The 17,204-nt window shown below is 54.6% G+C and carries 13 protein-coding genes; 8 read left to right on the forward strand and 5 right to left on the reverse strand.

Annotated features, from left to right (window positions below; translation table 11 throughout):
* The first annotated feature begins 11 nt into the window (after positions 1-11).
* Both cheY and cheZ read left to right on the forward strand, forming a co-directional pair.
* Positions 12-401, forward strand: a complete 390-nt coding sequence (gene cheY / locus M989_RS09430) for a chemotaxis response regulator CheY (RefSeq protein ID WP_064544650.1) — start codon at positions 12-14, stop codon at positions 399-401.
* 10 nt (positions 402-411) lie between these two features.
* Positions 412-1,056: a protein phosphatase CheZ gene (cheZ, locus tag M989_RS09435; RefSeq protein WP_064544652.1), complete on the forward strand. Its 645-nt coding sequence runs from the start codon at positions 412-414 to the stop codon at positions 1,054-1,056.
* An 81-nt stretch (positions 1,057-1,137) separates the two neighbouring features.
* On the opposite strand, the gene M989_RS09440 is transcribed toward cheZ, so the two are convergent.
* The 4 genes from M989_RS09440 to M989_RS09455 all read right to left on the reverse strand — a co-directional run bounded on the left by M989_RS09440 (position 1,138) and on the right by M989_RS09455 (position 6,204).
* Positions 1,138-2,280 carry a fimbrial protein gene (locus M989_RS09440; protein WP_064544654.1) on the reverse strand — a complete coding sequence of 381 codons (1,143 nt, stop codon included), beginning with the start codon at positions 2,278-2,280 and terminating at the stop codon, positions 1,138-1,140.
* 3 nt (positions 2,281-2,283) lie between these two features.
* Complete coding sequence (locus M989_RS09445; protein ID WP_245191243.1) at positions 2,284-4,773, reverse strand: fimbria/pilus outer membrane usher protein; 2,490 nt, start codon at positions 4,771-4,773, stop codon at positions 2,284-2,286.
* Between the two features lie 53 nt (positions 4,774-4,826).
* Complete coding sequence (locus M989_RS09450) at positions 4,827-5,522, reverse strand: fimbrial biogenesis chaperone (protein WP_064544656.1); 696 nt, start codon at positions 5,520-5,522, stop codon at positions 4,827-4,829.
* A 76-nt stretch (positions 5,523-5,598) separates the two neighbouring features.
* On the reverse strand, positions 5,599-6,204 hold the full coding sequence (locus M989_RS09455; RefSeq protein ID WP_245191244.1) for a fimbrial protein: 606 nt from the start codon (positions 6,202-6,204) through the stop codon (positions 5,599-5,601).
* A 596-nt stretch (positions 6,205-6,800) separates the two neighbouring features.
* Here M989_RS09455 and flhB point away from each other — a divergent pair.
* From flhB to M989_RS09485, 6 genes are all read left to right on the forward strand, one after another.
* On the forward strand, positions 6,801-7,952 hold the full coding sequence (flhB, locus tag M989_RS09460; protein WP_064544658.1) for a flagellar biosynthesis protein FlhB: 1,152 nt from the start codon (positions 6,801-6,803) through the stop codon (positions 7,950-7,952).
* Complete coding sequence (gene flhA, locus M989_RS09465) at positions 7,945-10,026, forward strand: flagellar biosynthesis protein FlhA (RefSeq protein ID WP_064544660.1); 2,082 nt, start codon at positions 7,945-7,947, stop codon at positions 10,024-10,026. The genes flhB and flhA overlap by 8 nt, the downstream gene beginning before the upstream one ends.
* The gene (flhE, locus tag M989_RS09470; protein WP_064544662.1) at positions 10,026-10,421 is read left to right on the forward strand and encodes a flagellar protein FlhE; all 396 of its coding nucleotides are present in this window, start codon (positions 10,026-10,028) and stop codon (positions 10,419-10,421) included. The genes flhA and flhE overlap by 1 nt, the downstream gene beginning before the upstream one ends.
* 269 nt (positions 10,422-10,690) lie before the next feature.
* Complete coding sequence (locus M989_RS09475; protein WP_064544664.1) at positions 10,691-12,277, forward strand: MFS transporter; 1,587 nt, start codon at positions 10,691-10,693, stop codon at positions 12,275-12,277.
* Between the two features lie 4 nt (positions 12,278-12,281).
* Entirely contained in the window at positions 12,282-13,421 is a 1,140-nt protein-coding gene (gene bglB, locus M989_RS09480; protein ID WP_064544666.1) for a beta-galactosidase BglB, read from the forward strand.
* A 232-nt stretch (positions 13,422-13,653) separates the two neighbouring features.
* Positions 13,654-15,222 carry an MFS transporter gene (locus M989_RS09485; protein ID WP_064544668.1) on the forward strand — a complete coding sequence of 523 codons (1,569 nt, stop codon included), beginning with the start codon at positions 13,654-13,656 and terminating at the stop codon, positions 15,220-15,222.
* 21 nt (positions 15,223-15,243) lie between these two features.
* On the opposite strand, the gene mrdA is transcribed toward M989_RS09485, so the two are convergent.
* Positions 15,244-17,115: a penicillin-binding protein 2 gene (gene mrdA, locus M989_RS09490; RefSeq protein WP_064544669.1), complete on the reverse strand. Its 1,872-nt coding sequence runs from the start codon at positions 17,113-17,115 to the stop codon at positions 15,244-15,246.
* Positions 17,116-17,204 lie beyond the last annotated feature (89 nt).

Consider the following 17,204-nt stretch of genomic DNA (forward strand, 5'->3'; position numbering starts at 1 on the left):
AGAATTATTTTATGGCGGATAAAGAGCTTAAGTTTTTGGTTGTGGATGACTTTTCCACCATGCGTCGCATCGTACGCAACCTGTTAAAAGAGCTGGGGTTTAACAACGTTGAAGAAGCGGAAGACGGCGTTGATGCGCTGAACAAACTGCAAGCGGGCGGGTTTGGATTTGTGATTTCCGACTGGAACATGCCGAACATGGACGGGCTGGAACTGCTGAAAACCATCCGCGCTGACGGCGGGATGGCGGCGATGCCGGTGCTGATGGTGACCGCGGAAGCGAAGAAAGAGAACATTATTGCTGCTGCGCAGGCTGGCGCCAGCGGATACGTGGTGAAACCGTTCACCGCCGCGACGCTGGAAGAGAAGCTGAACAAAATCTTCGAGAAACTGGGCATGTGAGGTGACAGTCATGATGCATTCTTCCATTAAGCCCGGCGATGAACACTCCGCCGCGGACATTATTAGCCGCATCGGCAATCTGACCCGCATGCTGCGCGATAGCCTGCGCGAACTGGGGTTGGATCAGGCCATTGCGGAGGCGGCGGAGGCGATTCCCGATGCGCGTGACCGTCTCGATTACGTGGTGCAGATGACCGCGCAGGCTGCTGAACGCGCGCTCAACAGCGTTGAAGCCTCTCAGCCGCATCAGGATGAAATGGAAAAAGGCGCGAAAGCGCTGACTCAACGCTGGGATGCATGGTTTGAAAATCCGATTGAGCTGGCTGACGCCCGCGAACTGGTGAGCGATACGCGTCAATATCTTGGCGATGTGCCCGGACATACCAGCTTTACCAATGCGCAACTGCTTGAAATCATGATGGCACAAGATTTCCAGGACCTCACCGGCCAGGTTATCAAGCGCATGATGGATGTGATCCAGGAAATTGAGCGTCAACTGCTGATGGTGCTACTGGAGAACATTCCGGATCAAGGTTCGCGTCCAAAACGTGAGAATGACAGCCTGCTCAACGGGCCGCAGGTTGATACCTCGAAAGCGGGCGTTGTCGCCAGCCAGGATCAGGTGGACGACCTGCTGGACAGTTTAGGATTCTGACTTTCATCCCACAGCCTAAGGTTGTCGGCCCGGTCTGCATTATGCAGCCGGGCCATTCCTGACTCCCCATTAGCAAGGCGCTTAACGTAAATCCATCTTCACCGTCATATTGCCTTCGAAACTGCCGGGCACCGGTTTACTGGCCGTGGTGCTGACCGGTGCTGCCTTCATGCGAATAACGCCGTTACCTTGTTCATCCAGGGATACCGGGAAATCGGTGGATCCATCCAGCACCACGTTCTGGTTGTTGACGTCAAACATTCTGACGCCGAGATCGTCTCTGTCGATCAGCCTGGCGATATAGGATTGGCTGCCGTCGACGACGCCCTGATCGGCGGTTAATGTCAGCTTGATTTTGTCATTGTCATCGGCGGTCAACCCGTCGCAGTGGTAGGAGATATCGACATTTCTGAGGGTATAGTTTTGCGGCGTGGCGCCCGGGGTGACGAACTGATTGCGGTTGAGCGTCCCCAGATCCACTTCAATGGTGCTACCGGCATTAATGGTGCAGCTGAGCGGCGCGGTAATTTTGCCACTGAGCCAGATATTGGAGACCAGCTGCGCATCGCTGCTCTCACAAGTACCGCCGCCGATATATAAACAGGCGAAGCCTTGAGCAACCAGCGTAGGGTTGATGACTTCCTCACCAATGATGGGTTGTTTTACATACAATGAAAAACGCAGCATGTTCAATTTGAACTTACGCTTTACCGTTGCGCCGCCGGTTGGTCGCGTTTCGTCGCTACAGACATCGGCAGATCCTTCGGTCTGTTTTTGATCGGCTTTTTGAGTGAGCATGCTACCGATTGGCGTGGGATATTCCTTGACACTGATTGCGCTTAAACCGCTCCCATCAGGGCTATCAATCGCGTCATTAAAACCTGTAACTTGTATATCCAGTTTGTCTGTCAACACGCCGTATCCGCTAACGCCAGCCGCGAGCGGGCTCCCGGCAAAATCATATTCAGAAACCGTTGATGATGAAGCGATGTTAGCAGGGCAGGAGCAGTTGGCTTCGATCTCTGGTCCGCTTCCAGGCATGTAGGCGCCCGTCAGGTAAGAATAGGTTGCCTTGTTTTCGCTGCTGCTGAGTTCATGGTCATACGACACGGAATAGTCTGCTGCTGAGTCAAAGCAATTGGTTAACACGGTTACTGCTGCCAGAGTTACCCCCGGCACCAGGAAGAGAATTGAAGCTAAAATGGCCGTATAAAAGTGACGCATATTTCATTCCTGTTTACAGGCGACTTGGGCGAAAAGGATGCCCGCCAGATTAGCGGCGTGTTCGGGTTCAGGCAGGGCTACGGCGGCATGACATTGTTGTTCAGGCGCTTTACCCCATTTTACGGTTATCGAGAATTGGCGGGGAACGCCCGCCAGGTAGACGGTACCGGTGTCATCGACGATGCCGGAAATCGGCGCGTTATCGACGGAAACCATCGCGCCGAAAGGAATGGCTAATCCTTTTATGCCTGAAAGCTGGAGCATGGCGCGATAACCGACGTGAGCAATAAAGTTTGCCGCCACCGCCGCGCTGCGGGTTGGAATAACGGTGACGGCGGTGGCGTCGGTATCAACATCATCCGGCAGGCTGGTGGTATCAATACGGATAGCGTTCTTTTGATACGCACTGAGGGACGGAATCACCGCATTTCCCTGCCAGTCGGTGCGTATCCCGCGCTGGTTCTGGAAACGGATGCCCTGCGCGCCCTGCGCCGAGACAATCGCAAACTGATCGCCCAGCGGTTGAGACAGCGTGACGCCGTGAGGATGGGCGACTATCGCTCCGCTAGCGCCGATGCTGAACTGCTGCGAATCGTTTGAGGAAGTGTAATAGCCCGCATTGAGATTGGCGTACCGTGAACGATAGCTGCCGTACAGGCTGCTGGTATCATCAGCATCATGGTTGCTGCGGCTCTGTTGCAAAGAATAGCTCAGGCGCCGATCGTCAAGCAGCGTGCCGTTTAAGCCTATGTTATGGCGCGTGTAACCCCGTTTACTGTTGCTCACGTTATAGCTGGACCACGCATTGGGCAACCAGCGGCTTAGCGGAATACTCAAACCAAAGGCTATCATCCGATCGTCTGGCCCATCGCTGGTTTTACTGTAGGTGTAGGTCAGGTGATAGCTAATCCCCTTAATCGTGGTATTTATCCCGGCAGAGAGGCTGCGTTCCGTGTCCGACGTGCCCCAGTAGTCCTGCTGGTAGCCGTTCAGATAAATGCTGCTACCGAGCAGCGTTTGGCTGATACTGGCCTGGATTCGATTGCGTTTGTTATAGCGGAACATCCAGTCATCTTCGCTACCGTCATATTTCTTATTGGCATCGGCAAAGCTGTAGTAACCCTGAGTCGAGTAGCGATAGCTGGCGAGGGTAAAGTTGGTATCTGTGGTTTCAATCTTTCCGGAATAGAGCAGACGGTATGACTGGCCGGTGCTGGTGTGATGATTATCCAGCGTCGCTTTGGCGGTGGTGACATCGGCGGAGAGCGCGCCAAAATCGCCCAGCGCGATACCGATACCGGCATTCAATGCCTGGTAATCCTCCGAGGCGGTGATGCCGCCAAATAATGTCGTGCTATTATTCAAGCCGTAAATCATGCTTGCCTGCGCGAATTCAGGCTCTTTTTCGCTGCTGCCGCTGGCGGCGCGATAGCGTGCGGCGGTGGCTTCGTACTTTATCCGGCCAGGGCGCAGCATAACCGCGGTGCTGGAATAGGGCTGGGTGAAATGGTGTTCGCTGCCATCGGCCTCTTTCACCGTCACCTCAAGGTCGCCGCTGTTGGTGGTGGAATAGAGATCGGTAATTTCAAACGCGCCGGGCGCGACGTTTTGCTGGTAGATGAGATAGCCATTTTGCCGAACGGACACTTCAGCATTCGAGCTGGCGACCCCGCGGATAATTGGCGCGTAGCCGCGCTGGCTATAGGGCAGCATTTCGTCATCGGAGGCGAGATTGACGCCGGTGTACTGGATGCTGTCAAAGACATCGCCACGCGTGCTGTTTTCGCCGACGGTAAACTGACTGCGCAGGACATCAATATCGTGCTCGAGATAGGTGTTGATGGTCTCCCAGGCGTGGGTATTTTCAGATTGGCTCCAGGTGGAATAGTTTCGCAGGCGCCATCCCCCGAGGTTAAGACCGCTGCGCAGGTTGAGGTACTGGCTCTCAGACGTATTGTTATGTTCGTCGCTGCTCCGGGAGCCGGAATAGCTGTAATCCGTAAACAACACGGGAACGCCGTCATCCCAGAGGGAAGGGGCGATGCCATCTCTTGCCTGGCTTGATATCGCGGCCTGCGGCATGCTTATTTTTAGCGTCATTGACGAAAAATCCAGCGTTGCCGAAGCTTGCGGTATGTAATGGCCCAGCGGTTTAGCAAGAGGCGTATCCGCAGGCGCTGCTGCAAGCTCAGGATAATCGTCAACTTTGATGCCCCACTGGCGCAGCATGGCGGGCGTGATTTGTGCCTGAAGTTCGCCGTTTTCGCCGCTGATGTAGGTGATTGACTGCTCCTCCAGCTCCGTTTTATTGAGCTTTAATCGCGAGGGCCAGGTACCGGGCATCTGCGCGTTTTCGCGAGAAAAAAGAGAGAGGTCAATATCCTGCTGCGAGAGCCCGTTACCTTCCAGCGAGGAGGCGGAGAAGGTATATTCTTTCGCTTGCACCTGAGTTGAAACGACGAATGCGATGCCGACCAGCCCGTGTATAAGCAATGACAGTCTTGATAAGGGGAACGCTTGTTTCTGCGGGCGGCAATATCGCAACTTTACCCCCTCTGATTGACAGAGGCTGAGTATTGCTGCGATGGGCTGCCGTAATCGCTAATGCAGCGCCAGGTGACCAGGTTTGCGAAAGACGGCGTATTCAGGGTAAATGAGGCATCGCTAAACGGGGCGACCATATCCGCCTGCTTCAGCGCAACGGCACCCAGGTGTAAGGAATCAAAAACCGTATAGAAGGCGTTCTTATTCGTCACCTTTAACACATTGCCTGAACGTGAGAACTGTAATTTTTCGCAGCTCTCAGCCGGCGTTCCGTTGATTTGTTTGGGCCGCCAGAACAGTTTGATACGGGTTTTATAGATGAGGCGCAGCATATTTTTACTTTCGTCTTCTTTGGCGGTGGCGGGAATGGTGCGCACGTTCATATAGAACAAGGACTCTTTATCTTCAGGCAACGGCGTACCGTTCCACGTAATACGCAGGCTTTGTTCTTTTTTGCCGTCCAGACGAAATAGCGGGGGCGTCACGATAAAGGGCCCTCGCGTTTTTTCATCACCGATGTCGGTCCAGGATTGAATTAACCAGGGGAGTTGCTCATCGGTATTCGTTAATGCTAATGCCACCTCTTTTTTATTAGCATCAAAAATAATACGTGTACGGCCAACCTGGACCCCGGCGGCCGTACAAATGCACGAATAGAAAATAGGCGACAATGCTACAGCCAGCACGAAAATACGCATAAACAAAGCCCCTGATGTAATAATATGATACGAAGGGTAATCGCCTGGTATATATCAGGCGAAGCGTTCAAAGATATTAGTGATACACAATGTTGACCGTCAGATCGGCATCCGCTGGCCCCGGTGTGACCTCTGTGGCGAAGGATTTATATCGGGCCTGCAAGTGAGCCCAAACCCCAACGCCAGATTCCTCAGGTAAATCGATATGGACCTGTCCTTCAGAGCCATCGAATGCCAACAACTGTGTTGGATTATCGGCAGGACTCAGCGCAATGCCAATACCGGTTGCCGCCATATCGCCGGAGGTGCTGATCCGGCTGACGTCAAGGAGCGTACTGGACCCGGTTAATACCGTGGGGCCGTCAAACGTGAGCTGTACGGCGGATAACCCGTCGCTTGTGGCCGGGCAGTCGACAAGTTTGATATCAACATTAACGGGGTCGGACTCTGTGCCTACAGTACTAAAAAGAGAGGTCGGCCAGGTTCCCAGGGGGACGTTGAGCTCGTTCCCGCTATCTCCATCAATTGTACAAGAAGGCTCGATGATTTCGCCGGTGAAATGGATGGTTCCCGCGCCGTTTTCCGCGCTGTGCGCGTTGATTGAAAACGTAGCCAGAAAGGCTAACGCAACAATGCTTTTATTTATCTTCATAAAGATAACAACTCCCTGTTTATAGTTCATAGTCTATTTTTATAATCCGTCGGACATTAATATTAATTCAATGCCTTTTAATATATTATAGAACGGTCGCTGGGATATTGGCGAGATGCCTGTTTGTTAAGTAATTGCTGTTTAAGGGGGCTTTTGATTCATTCACGGAGTTTTGATGGTGATAATATTCATTGTTGTTATTAATTCACCGGGCGTGTTGCTTGTTTTATCCTTTTTTATTCACGTTAAATAATTTTTCTGAATGTCTATTTTACCCGATTTTATAAGTTGCTCGCTTAATTTTAAGATTCCCTTAATCAATTTGTTAGTTTATTTCATGGTAAAAAGGAGAGTTCAACAGCTCGCGGGTATCAGCGCTAACTGAGCAGAGCAAGATGGCTCATTATCCGTTCGTCGACTATCAGGAAACCATTGTGTACGAGGTCTAACCTGAGAACGAGGGGCGCAGGCATCTTTTCTGCGACATGGCCGTCATCGTTATCCCTGTATCCGGCCTGTCAGCGCCATAAACGCCCGAATTCCTCTACTTTCACTCCGCTATTCTGCCTATTGGCAATGTGTAACCTCGAGATAATACTCGCGACCGAAACTGCGAGAGTGAAGCCGTGGCAGAAGAGAGCGACGACGACAAAACGGAAGACCCCACACCCCAACGGCTTGAAAAAGCACGCGAAGAGGGGCAAATCCCGCGTTCCCGCGAGCTGACATCGCTGCTGATGCTGCTGGTGGGCGTTTGCGTGCTCTGGCTGGGCGGAGAGTCACTCGCCCGTCGTTTGGCCAATCTGCTTTCTGGCGGGCTGCGTTTTGACCATAGCATCGTCAGCGACCCTAATCTAATCCTTGGGCAAATTATTCTGCTGCTTAAAGAGGCCATGCTGGCGCTGCTGCCGCTGATTGTCGGCGTGGTGACGGTGGCGTTGGTGGCGCCGATGATGCTCGGCGGACTGGTATTCAGTACTAAATCGCTCGCCTTCAAACTCGACAAACTTAACCCACTGCCCGGCATTAAACGCATGTTCTCCGCGCAGACCGCGGCAGAGCTCACCAAAGCCATTATGAAAGCGGTGCTGATGGGCACCGTGGCGGGCTTTTTCCTGTGGATGCACTGGCCACAGATGATGCGCCTGGTGAGCGAATCGCCGCTGTCGGCGATGGGCAACGCGCTGAACATGGTCGGCCTGTGTGCGCTGCTGGTGGCGCTGGGCATTATTCCAATGGTCGGGTTCGACGTTTTCTGGCAGATCCACAGCCATCTGAAAAAGCTGCGCATGTCGCGCCAGGATATCCGTGATGAATTCAAACAGAGCGAAGGCGACCCGCACGTCAAGGGGCGTATTCGCCAGATGCAGCGTGCGGCGGCACGGCAGCGCATGATGGCGGACGTGCCGAAGGCCGACGTTATCGTGAATAACCCGACCCACTATTCGGTGGCGTTGCAGTACGACGAAAACAAAATGAGCGCGCCGAAGGTGGTGGCAAAAGGGGCTGGCCTGGTGGCGCTGCGCATTCGTGAAATTGGCGAAGAGAACCGAATACCGATGCTGGAAGCGCCGCCGCTGGCGCGAGCGCTGTATCGCCATGCCGATATCGGCCAGCAAATCCCCGGCCAGCTGTACGCCGCGGTAGCGGAAGTGCTGGCGTGGGTATGGCAACTGAAACGCTGGCGACTGGCGGGCGGCGAGCCGCCGAAAAAACCGGATAACATACCGGTGCCTGAGGCACTGGATTTTTTGAACGAGAAGGACTCTGATGGCTAATCTTGTCGCAATGCTGCGTCTCCCCGGCAACCTGAAATCTACCCAGTGGCAGGTACTTGCCGGGCCGGTGCTGATCCTGCTGATTCTGTCGATGATGGTGCTGCCGCTTCCGGCTTTCGTCCTCGATCTGCTGTTCACCTTTAATATTGCGCTCTCCATCATGGTGCTGTTGGTGGCGATGTTCACCCAACGTACGCTGGAATTTGCCGCATTCCCCACCATTTTGCTGTTCACCACGCTGCTGCGTCTGGCGCTGAACGTCGCGTCAACCCGTATCATTCTGATGGAAGGTCATACCGGCGGCGCGGCGGCGGGAAAGGTGGTAGAAGCGTTCGGCCACTTCCTCGTGGGCGGTAACTTTGCCATCGGGATCGTGGTATTTATCATCCTCGTGATCATCAACTTTATGGTTATCACTAAAGGTGCGGGCCGTATCGCAGAGGTGGGCGCGCGCTTCGTGCTGGACGGGATGCCGGGTAAACAGATGGCGATTGATGCTGACCTCAACGCCGGGATTATCGGCGAAGACGAGGCCAAAAAGCGTCGTGCCGAAGTGACTCAGGAAGCCGATTTCTACGGTTCAATGGACGGCGCCAGTAAATTCGTGCGCGGCGATGCCATCGCCGGGATCCTGATCATGGTGATTAACGTCATCGGCGGCCTGCTGGTGGGCGTATTGCAGCACGGGTTGGATCTCGGCAAAGCGGCGGAATCCTATACGCTGCTGACCATCGGCGATGGCCTGGTAGCCCAGATTCCGGCGCTGGTCATCTCTACCGCCGCGGGTGTGATTGTGACGCGCGTCAGCACTGAGCAGGACGTCGGCGAGCAGATGGTGGGGCAGCTGTTCAGCAACCCGCGCGTGATGCTCCTTAGCGCCGGGGTACTCGGCCTGCTGGGGCTGGTGCCGGGGATGCCAAACCTGGTGTTCCTGCTGTTTACCGCCGCGCTGCTGGGGCTGGCATGGTGGATTCGCGGACGCGAAATGAAAGCGCCGGAGCAACCGCAGCCGGTGAACGTGCCGGAGAGCAGTTCGCAGGCCGTTGAGGCCACCTGGAGCGACGTGCAGCTGGAAGATACCCTGGGGATGGAGGTCGGTTATCGTCTGATCCCGATGGTCGATTTCCAGCAGGACGGCGAGCTGCTGGGGCGTATCCGCAGTATCCGGAAGAAATTTGCTCAGGAGATGGGCTTCCTGCCGCCGGTGGTACACATCCGCGACAATATGGATCTTTCTCCAGCGCTGTATCGTATTCTGCTCAAAGGCGTTGAAATTGGCAGCGGTGAAGCCTATCCGGGGCGTTGGCTGGCGATTAACCCCGGCACTGCCGCGGGAAGTTTGCCGGGCGAGGTGACAACCGATCCGGCGTTTGGCCTGGAGGCTATCTGGATTGAGAGCGCGTTGAAAGAGCAGGCGCAGATTCAGGGCTTTACGGTGGTGGAAGCCAGTACGGTGGTGGCAACACATCTGAACCATTTAATCAGTCTCCATGCTTCTGAGCTGTTTGGTCGCCAGGAAGCACAGCAGCTGCTGGATCGTGTGACCCAGGAAATGCCGAAGCTGACCGAAGATTTAGTGCCGGGCGTGGTCACGCTGACGACGCTGCACAAAGTGCTACAAAATCTACTGGATGAGAAAGTACCGATTCGCGATATGCGCACCATTCTCGAGACGCTGGCGGAGCATGCGCCGATTCAGACCGACCCGGGCGAACTGACCTCGGTGGTGCGCGTGGCGCTGGGCCGGGCCATTACCCAGCGCTGGTTCCCGGGCAACGACGAGGTACAGGTGATTGGGCTGGATACGCCGCTGGAGCGTCTGTTGCTGCAGGCGTTGCAGGGCGGCGGCGGGCTGGAGCCAGGTCTGGCAGACAGACTGTTAGCACAGACGCAGGAGGCGCTGGCGCGTCAGGAGATGCTGGGCGCACCGCCGGTACTGCTGGTCAATCACGCGCTGCGTCCTCTGCTGTCGCGTTTTTTACGCCGTAGCCTGCCGCAGCTGGTGGTGTTGTCGAATATGGAACTCTCCGACAACCGTAATATCCGCATGACCGCGACTATTGGAGGCAAATAATGCCGCGATTTCTTCCGCTGCTTTGCCTCCTGCCGTGTCTGGCGCAGGCGGCGGGTGAGGGCGCCTGGCAGGCCAGCAATATTGGCATTACGCTCAACCATCGTGGCGTGGCGGCCTCGTCACGCCCGCTGTCGCCATCGCAGCCGGTGCAGGGCGCAACCACGCTGGTTGCCTGGCGCTATGAACTGAACGGGCCGATTCCTGCCGGGCTGCGCACGCGCCTGTGTTCGCTCTCGCGCTGTACGGAGCTGGATGCTCTCAGCGGCACCACGATGGCGTTCAATCAGGTTTCAGCCGCTGAGCCGTTTCGTTTTATTTGGGAGATTCCCGGCGGCGGGCGATTAATTCCCGCTCTACAGGTTAAAAGCATTCAAATCATCGTTAACTACCGCTAATCGCCGCACATTCCTCCACTCGCCGCTCGATTCTGGTGGCGAGCTCGCATTTCTGGCCCCTGCTTTTGATTGTAAAGAAACGTTGTTTTATAAATCAGTGATGCATATGCCACGACTCTTTGCATTTTTGCCAATCCTACGCCCGAACTGGCAGAAATAGGAAGGTATCCCTTGATGCATACTTTTACTGTAGCCGTGTCAGTACTCCTTTTGTCTCACCCTCAGCGAGCGAAGGAGATTCATAATAAAAAGCACAGGATTGACGGCTAATGAATAGAACGCGAAAAATAGGACTGGTAAATTACTTCGCCTACGGATCGGGAGATTTCCTCGGCGCGGGAACGACCGCGCTGACCGCTGCATGGCTTCTCTATTTCTATACCACTTTCTGCGGGTTAAGCCCCATTGAGGCCACCTTTATCTTTGCCACCGCCAGGGTTCTGGATGCGGTGGTCAGTCCGTTAATGGGCTTCCTGACCGACAACTTCGGCTCTACCTGGTTAGGTAAACGCTTCGGTCGTCGTAAATTCTTCATTATGTTGGGTATCCCTTGCGTGTTCAGCTATTCCTTTATGTGGATAGGGGACATGGGCTTCTGGTATTACCTCCTGACCTATCTGATTTTTGACGTGGTCTACACCATGATCCTGGTACCGTACGAAACGCTGGTACCGGAAATGACCGACGACTTCAAACAGAAAACCAAGTTCTCAGGCGCGCGTATTGGTATGGCTCAGATGTCGGCGATTCTGGCCTCCTTCCTGCCGGGTATCCTGCTGACTCATTTTGGTAAAGACAACGCCATTTCCTTCTTTTACGCCAGCCTGGTGTTCTCCGTACTGTGCGCGCTGATGCTAACCTTCGTCTGGTTCTTCACCTGGGAACGTCCGCGTGAAGAGTGGACCGCGGCAGCCCTGAAGGCCGAAGAAGAGAAAAAACACCTGACCTTTGGTCAGAGCATGAATCGCCTGTTTGTTGAACTGAGCTCCACGCTGCGCATCAAGATTTTCCGCCAGCATCTGGGCATGTACCTTGGCGGCTATATCGCCCAGGACGTGTTCAACGCCGTCTTTACCTACTATGTGGTGTTTGTGCTGATGCAGGAAGCTTCCGTGGCTTCTAACCTGCTCGGCACAATGGCGATTTTCCAGTTCATTGCCGTTATTGCCATGATCCCGCTGTGCATCCGCTTTGGGCCGGCACCGTCCTACCGTATGGTTGTCGTCCTGTTTGGTTTGGGTTCTTTCTCCTATGCGGCGCTGTACTACGCCGGCATGAGCGACATCTACTCGCTGCTGCTGCTGATCTCCGCTATCGCAGGCCTGGGTCGCGGGGGCATCAACTATGTACCGTGGAACACCTACACCTATATTTCTGACGTCGATGAAGTGATCACCGGTCAGCGTCGCGAAGGGATCTTCGCCGGCATCATGACCCTGACCCGCAAAGCCTCTCAGGCCGGTGCGGTCATGCTGGTGGGGATCATCATGCAGCTGTCCGGCTTTGTGTCCGGCCAGAAAACGCAGCCGCCTGAAGTCAGCCATACCATCCTGATGATCCTCAGCATGGGTACCATCATCGTATTGGCGTTGGGCTTCCTCGTTTCCCTGCGCTTTAAGCTGAACCTGAAAACCCACAGCGTGCTGCGTGAAGAGACCGCGAAAATGCGTGAATCTGGCCACGTGATGCCTGAGACCGTTACGCCGCAGGCGCGCGCTACGGTCGAGATGCTGGCGGGGATGCCTTATGAATCCCTGTGGGGCAACAACAACATTGGCTACCTGAATCGTAACAAACCTGCTGCACCTTCACTGAAGCAGGCTGCAACATTGAATTCGACTTACAACAGAGGTTAAGAATATGAAAGTTTGGCCCGTCAAACATAGCCCATTATTACGACAGCCGGAGCGCTTTATCTCCCGGGAAGAGCTGAAAGCCTTGATTCAGACGGTGACGAACAATCTGGTGAATATCAAGGATGAAACCGGCCAATTTCTGCTGCGCCTGGACGATGGTCGCGTCATTGATACCAAAGGATGGGCAGGCTGGGAATGGACGCATGGCGTAGGGCTGTACGGTATTTATCAGTACTACCAGCAAACCGGCGATGTGGCGATGCGCGATATTATCGACAGCTGGTTTGCTGACCGTTTTGCCGAGGGGGCGACCACCAAAAACGTCAACACCATGGCGCCGTTCCTGACGCTGGCCTATCGCTATGAAGAGACGGGTAATCCGGCGTACCTGCCGTGGCTCGACAGCTGGGCGGAATGGGCGATGAATGAGATGCCGCGCACCGAACACGGCGGCATGCAGCACATCACGCTGGCGGAGGAAAACCATCAGCAGATGTGGGATGACACGCTGATGATGACCGTGCTGCCGCTGGCGAAAATCGGCAAGCTGCTGAATCGTCCTGAATATGTGGAAGAAGCGGTGTATCAGTTCCTGCTGCACGTGCAGAACCTGATGGACCGGGAAACCGGCCTGTGGTTCCACGGCTGGAGCTACGAAGGCAACCACAACTTTGCTAACGCCCGCTGGGCACGCGGCAACAGCTGGCTGACCATCGTGATCCCAGACTTCCTTGAGCTGGTCGATCTGCCGGAAAACAACGCGACGCGTCGTTATCTGGTGCAGGTGCTGAACGCGCAGATTGCCGCGCTGGCGAAATGTCAGGATGAACGCGGGCTGTGGCACACCTTGCTGGACGATCCAAACTCCTATCTGGAAGCGTCAGCAACCGCCGGTTTTGCCTACGGTATTCTGAAAGCGGTGCGCAAGCGCTACGTGAGCCAAGAGTATGCGATCGTTGCGGAAAAAGCGATTAAAGGTATTGTGAAGCACATATCACCGGAAGGTGAGCTGCTGCAAACCTCCTTTGGCACCGGCATGGGGTCTAACCTCGATTTCTACCGCGAAATCCCGCTGACCTCGATGCCATACGGGCAGGCGATGGCGATCCTGTGCCTGACCGAGTATTTACGTAAGTTCTTCTAAGTTCTCTCTCTTCACCCACCCGGCCACGTTAGTCGCCGGGTTTTTTATTACCCGGTAAATCAAAATTTTTTGCAATTTTCACTTTTAGTTATAAAAAATTTTTAAGTGGATCGCATTCTTGTGTGATGGGTAATAGCCGCAATGACATTAGTGATATAGCTCACATTTAACCCGCCGCCATAAGAATATAAAAACAGTGTTTCAAAATAATAAAACACGAGGTTTATTTTTCATGGCAAGAAATACGGCTTCAGCCCCCCACGGGCTGCAGGGAAGACCTGTCAATCTGCGCCATCAATTGGCATACGGAGGCGGAAACCTCTTAGGTAGCGGCGCGCTGGCGATCAGCGGCGCGTGGCTGTTGTACTTCTACACCACCTTCTGCGGCCTGACGTTAATCGAAGCCGCGTTTATTTTCTCCGTTGCCAGCGTCATTGACGCCATCAGTAACCCGCTGATGGGTTACCTCACCGATAACTTCGGCAAAACGCGCCTTGGTAAGCGCTTTGGCCGCCGCCGCTTCTTCCTGCTGATCGGCATTCCGCTGATGATGTTCTACCCGCTGCTGTGGGTGGAAGGGCTGAGCTTCTGGTACTACCTGTGCACCTACGTGATGTTCGAGATTATTTATACCTCAGTTATGGTGCCGTACGAAACATTAGCCACCGAAATGACCGACGACTTCGCGCTGCGCTCGAAGCTGACAGGCTATAAAGCGATTTTTGGTAAGCTGGCAAACTTCCTCGCTGCCTTTATTCCAGGGCAGTTCATTCTGCTGTACGGCAAAGATTCCGCGACCCCGTTCTTCCTGACCGGCCTGACCTACGGCGCGATCCTGATCGCGGCAGTAGCCTGCCTGTGGTACAACAGCTGGGAACGCCCGCGTGAAGAAGAGACGGAAGTACAGGCGAAAACCGGCTTGCTGAATACGCTGCTGTCGCTGGCGAAAGATATGCGCTCAACCTTCTATCTGCGCGTGTTCCGTAAGCACCTTGGCATGTACCTGTGCGGTTTTGGCGCCGAGTGGCTGTTTGCCTCCATTTTTACCTACTTTGTTATTTTCGTTCTCCAGCACGATCCGGCGATGGTCGCCGGGCTGAACAGCCTTAACTCTATCCTGCAGCTGATCTCCACGGCGCTGTTTATCGGCCTGTGCGTGAAAAAAGGCTTCAGCAAGCCGTACATTATTGCGTTGAGCATCGTTATCTTCGCCGTGTTGCTCTATACCTCGCTGTGGTTCTTCCATTTGCCGGTGCATCTGGCGACCATTCTGATGTTCGGCATCACGATCATTTTCGGCCTGGGGACCGGCGGCGTGTACTACATCCCGTGGACCGTTTACACTTTCCTGGCGGACGTGGATGAAGTCTACACCGGCCGTCGCCGTGAGGGCATCTATGCCGGGGCGATGACCTTCTCCGGCAAGATTCTGCGTTCTATTATCGTGTTTGTGATGGGAGCCATCCTCAGCTACTACGGCTTCCAGTCAAAAGCGCACGTGCAGCCGGAAAGCGCGGTTAACGCGATTGCGGTAGTGTTCTGCGGCGGCGTAGCGTTGCTGGCGCTGATGGCGATTGTCTTCAGTAAGCAGATGAAGCTGGATCGCGAAACGCACAAAGTGGTGTTGCAGGAAGTCGCGCGTATTAAAGCAGGCGGCAAGCTTGAGGATATCACCCCGGAAGTCCGTGCGGTGGTGGAAGACCTGGTAGGGCACCGCTACGAAGAGTGCTGGGGCAATAGTCCGCTGTTTAAAAACGACGACGCCCCTGTTGTTGTGGAAGCGGTTTCCGCCGGGCGCTAAGGCACCCGACGTTCATGCCTCTTACCCCTGGGACGGCGGCTGCGGCTGACCGTTCTGGGGGGCAAAAAGATGGTCGAGGATTTGGCGCATCACCGGCGCCGCGACCACGCCGTCACTCCCCCCATTTTCCAGCACCAGCGCCACGGCCACCTGTGGATTTTTATACGGCGCAAAGGCGGTATAAAAAATATGGTCGCGCAGGCGGGTTGGAATCATCTTCGCGTTATAGGTCTGGTTCTCCTTCAGGCTGAATACCTGAGAGGTGCCGCTTTTGGCCGCAATACCGTACGGCGCGGTGTGGAAGAATTTGTAGCCGGTGCCGTTGGGGGCATTCGCCATGCCGAACATCGCCTGGCGTACCAGATTCCAGTAAGGTGAAGAGGCACTGGCAATCTGCGTTTCATTTTTGGGTTCCCGATAGGGTGTCACCGTGTTGCCGGATTCCTCGTCCTTCAGCAGGTGAGGGGGGATGACGCGACCATTATTGAGCAGCGCCACCATCGCTTTCACCATTTGAATTGGCGTGGCTATCCAGTAGCCCTGCCCGATGCCGACCGAGATCGTATCCCCCTGATACCACGCTTTTTTATGCACCCGCTCTTTCCAACTGCGGCTAGGCAACAGACCGTTGTACTCTTCATCAAGATCGATGCCGGTGGGCTTGCCGTAGCCGAACTGGCTGAGCATAGTATGGATGCGGTCGATACCCATCATATAGGCCACCTGATAAAAGAAGGTATCGGCAGACTCTTCAATCGCTTTGGTCACATCGAGCATACCGTGGCCGGTTTTCTTCCAGTCGCGGTAATGGCGTTGGGTGCCCGGCAGGGTCCAGGTCGGCGCGCCGAAGAAGCTGGTTTGTGGGCTAATCACGCCGTCGAGCAGCGCCGACATCGCCATATAGGGTTTGACGGTTGAGGCAGGTGGGTACAGCCCCTGGGTCACGCGGTTAATCAGCGGCAGATCTTTATCCTGCAACAAGGTGTTGTAGTCCTGATAGCTGATGCCTTTGACGAAGGGGTTGGGGTCATAGCTTGGGTTGGAGACCATCGCCAACACGGAACCGTCGTGCGGATCCTCCACCAGCACGGCGGCGCGCTGCCCGACCAGCAGGCTCTCAATATACTCTTGCAGATGCAGATCCAGCGTGAGGTGAATATCTTTACCCGCCACCGGCGGGACGTCTTTTAACAGACGAACGATGCGTCCGTGGTTATCAACTTCCACTTCCTGATAGCCGGTTTTACCGTGCAGTTCATTTTCGTAATAGCGCTCGATACCCTGCTTACCAATGTTGTGGTCGGCGGCATAGTTCTCGGCAATCCCTTCTTTATCCAGCGTTTTGAGATCGGTATCGTTGATTTTCGACACGTAGCCCAGCACGTGCGCTAATTCGGCACCATACGGATACTGACGGTCCTCATAACTGTCAATCGTGACGCCGCTGAAACGGAACTGGTTCACGGAGAAGCGGGCAATTTCGACGTCGGTCAGCGCGTTTTTTAGCACCACCGGGCGATAGCGGCTGCTCGATTTTAAGGCCTTGTGGAATTGTTCAATATCATCAGGCGTCAGGTCGACCAGGGGCGTCAGTTGATGCAACAGGGCATCCATATCGCTGATTTTATAAGGCGTAACCGAAATATCGTACCAGGTCACGTTCTTGACCAGCGGAATGCCGTTGCGATCGTAAATAATGCCGCGCGTAGGCGCAACCGGCAGCATTTTGATGTCGTTGGCATCCGAGCGGGTGGTGTAGTAGTCGTGTTCCTCAACCTGGAGATGATACAGGTTGAAAATCAATATGCTAAAGCAGATGACGACCAGGCCAAAGGCCACTAGCGCGCGACGCAGAAAGAGTTTTCTCTCCGCTTCATAATCTCGAAATGTCATGAACAGTACCCAGTGTATAAGCCGCCTAATGATACGGAGCGGTCACGGGCATGACAGGCAAAAAATGTACCATCCCTCCTGGAAATGTG

The sequence above is a fragment of the Kluyvera georgiana ATCC 51603 genome, from assembly GCF_001654985.1.
Classification (GTDB): domain Bacteria; phylum Pseudomonadota; class Gammaproteobacteria; order Enterobacterales; family Enterobacteriaceae; genus Kluyvera; species Kluyvera georgiana.

Coding starts and splice junctions, on each gene's coding strand:
- cheY (WP_064544650.1), top strand. CDS start 12: ATGGCGGATAAAGAGCTTAAGTTTTTGGTTGTGGATGACTTTTCCACC.
- cheZ (WP_064544652.1), top strand. CDS start 412: ATGATGCATTCTTCCATTAAGCCCGGCGATGAACACTCCGCCGCGGAC.
- M989_RS09440 (WP_064544654.1), bottom strand. CDS start 2,280: ATGCGTCACTTTTATACGGCCATTTTAGCTTCAATTCTCTTCCTGGTG.
- M989_RS09450 (WP_064544656.1), bottom strand. CDS start 5,522: ATGCGTATTTTCGTGCTGGCTGTAGCATTGTCGCCTATTTTCTATTCG.
- M989_RS09455 (WP_245191244.1), bottom strand. CDS start 6,204: ATGAACTATAAACAGGGAGTTGTTATCTTTATGAAGATAAATAAAAGC.
- flhA (WP_064544660.1), top strand. CDS start 7,945: ATGGCTAATCTTGTCGCAATGCTGCGTCTCCCCGGCAACCTGAAATCT.
- flhE (WP_064544662.1), top strand. CDS start 10,026: ATGCCGCGATTTCTTCCGCTGCTTTGCCTCCTGCCGTGTCTGGCGCAG.
- M989_RS09475 (WP_064544664.1), top strand. CDS start 10,691: ATGAATAGAACGCGAAAAATAGGACTGGTAAATTACTTCGCCTACGGA.
- bglB (WP_064544666.1), top strand. CDS start 12,282: ATGAAAGTTTGGCCCGTCAAACATAGCCCATTATTACGACAGCCGGAG.
- M989_RS09485 (WP_064544668.1), top strand. CDS start 13,654: ATGGCAAGAAATACGGCTTCAGCCCCCCACGGGCTGCAGGGAAGACCT.
- mrdA (WP_064544669.1), bottom strand. CDS start 17,115: ATGACATTTCGAGATTATGAAGCGGAGAGAAAACTCTTTCTGCGTCGC.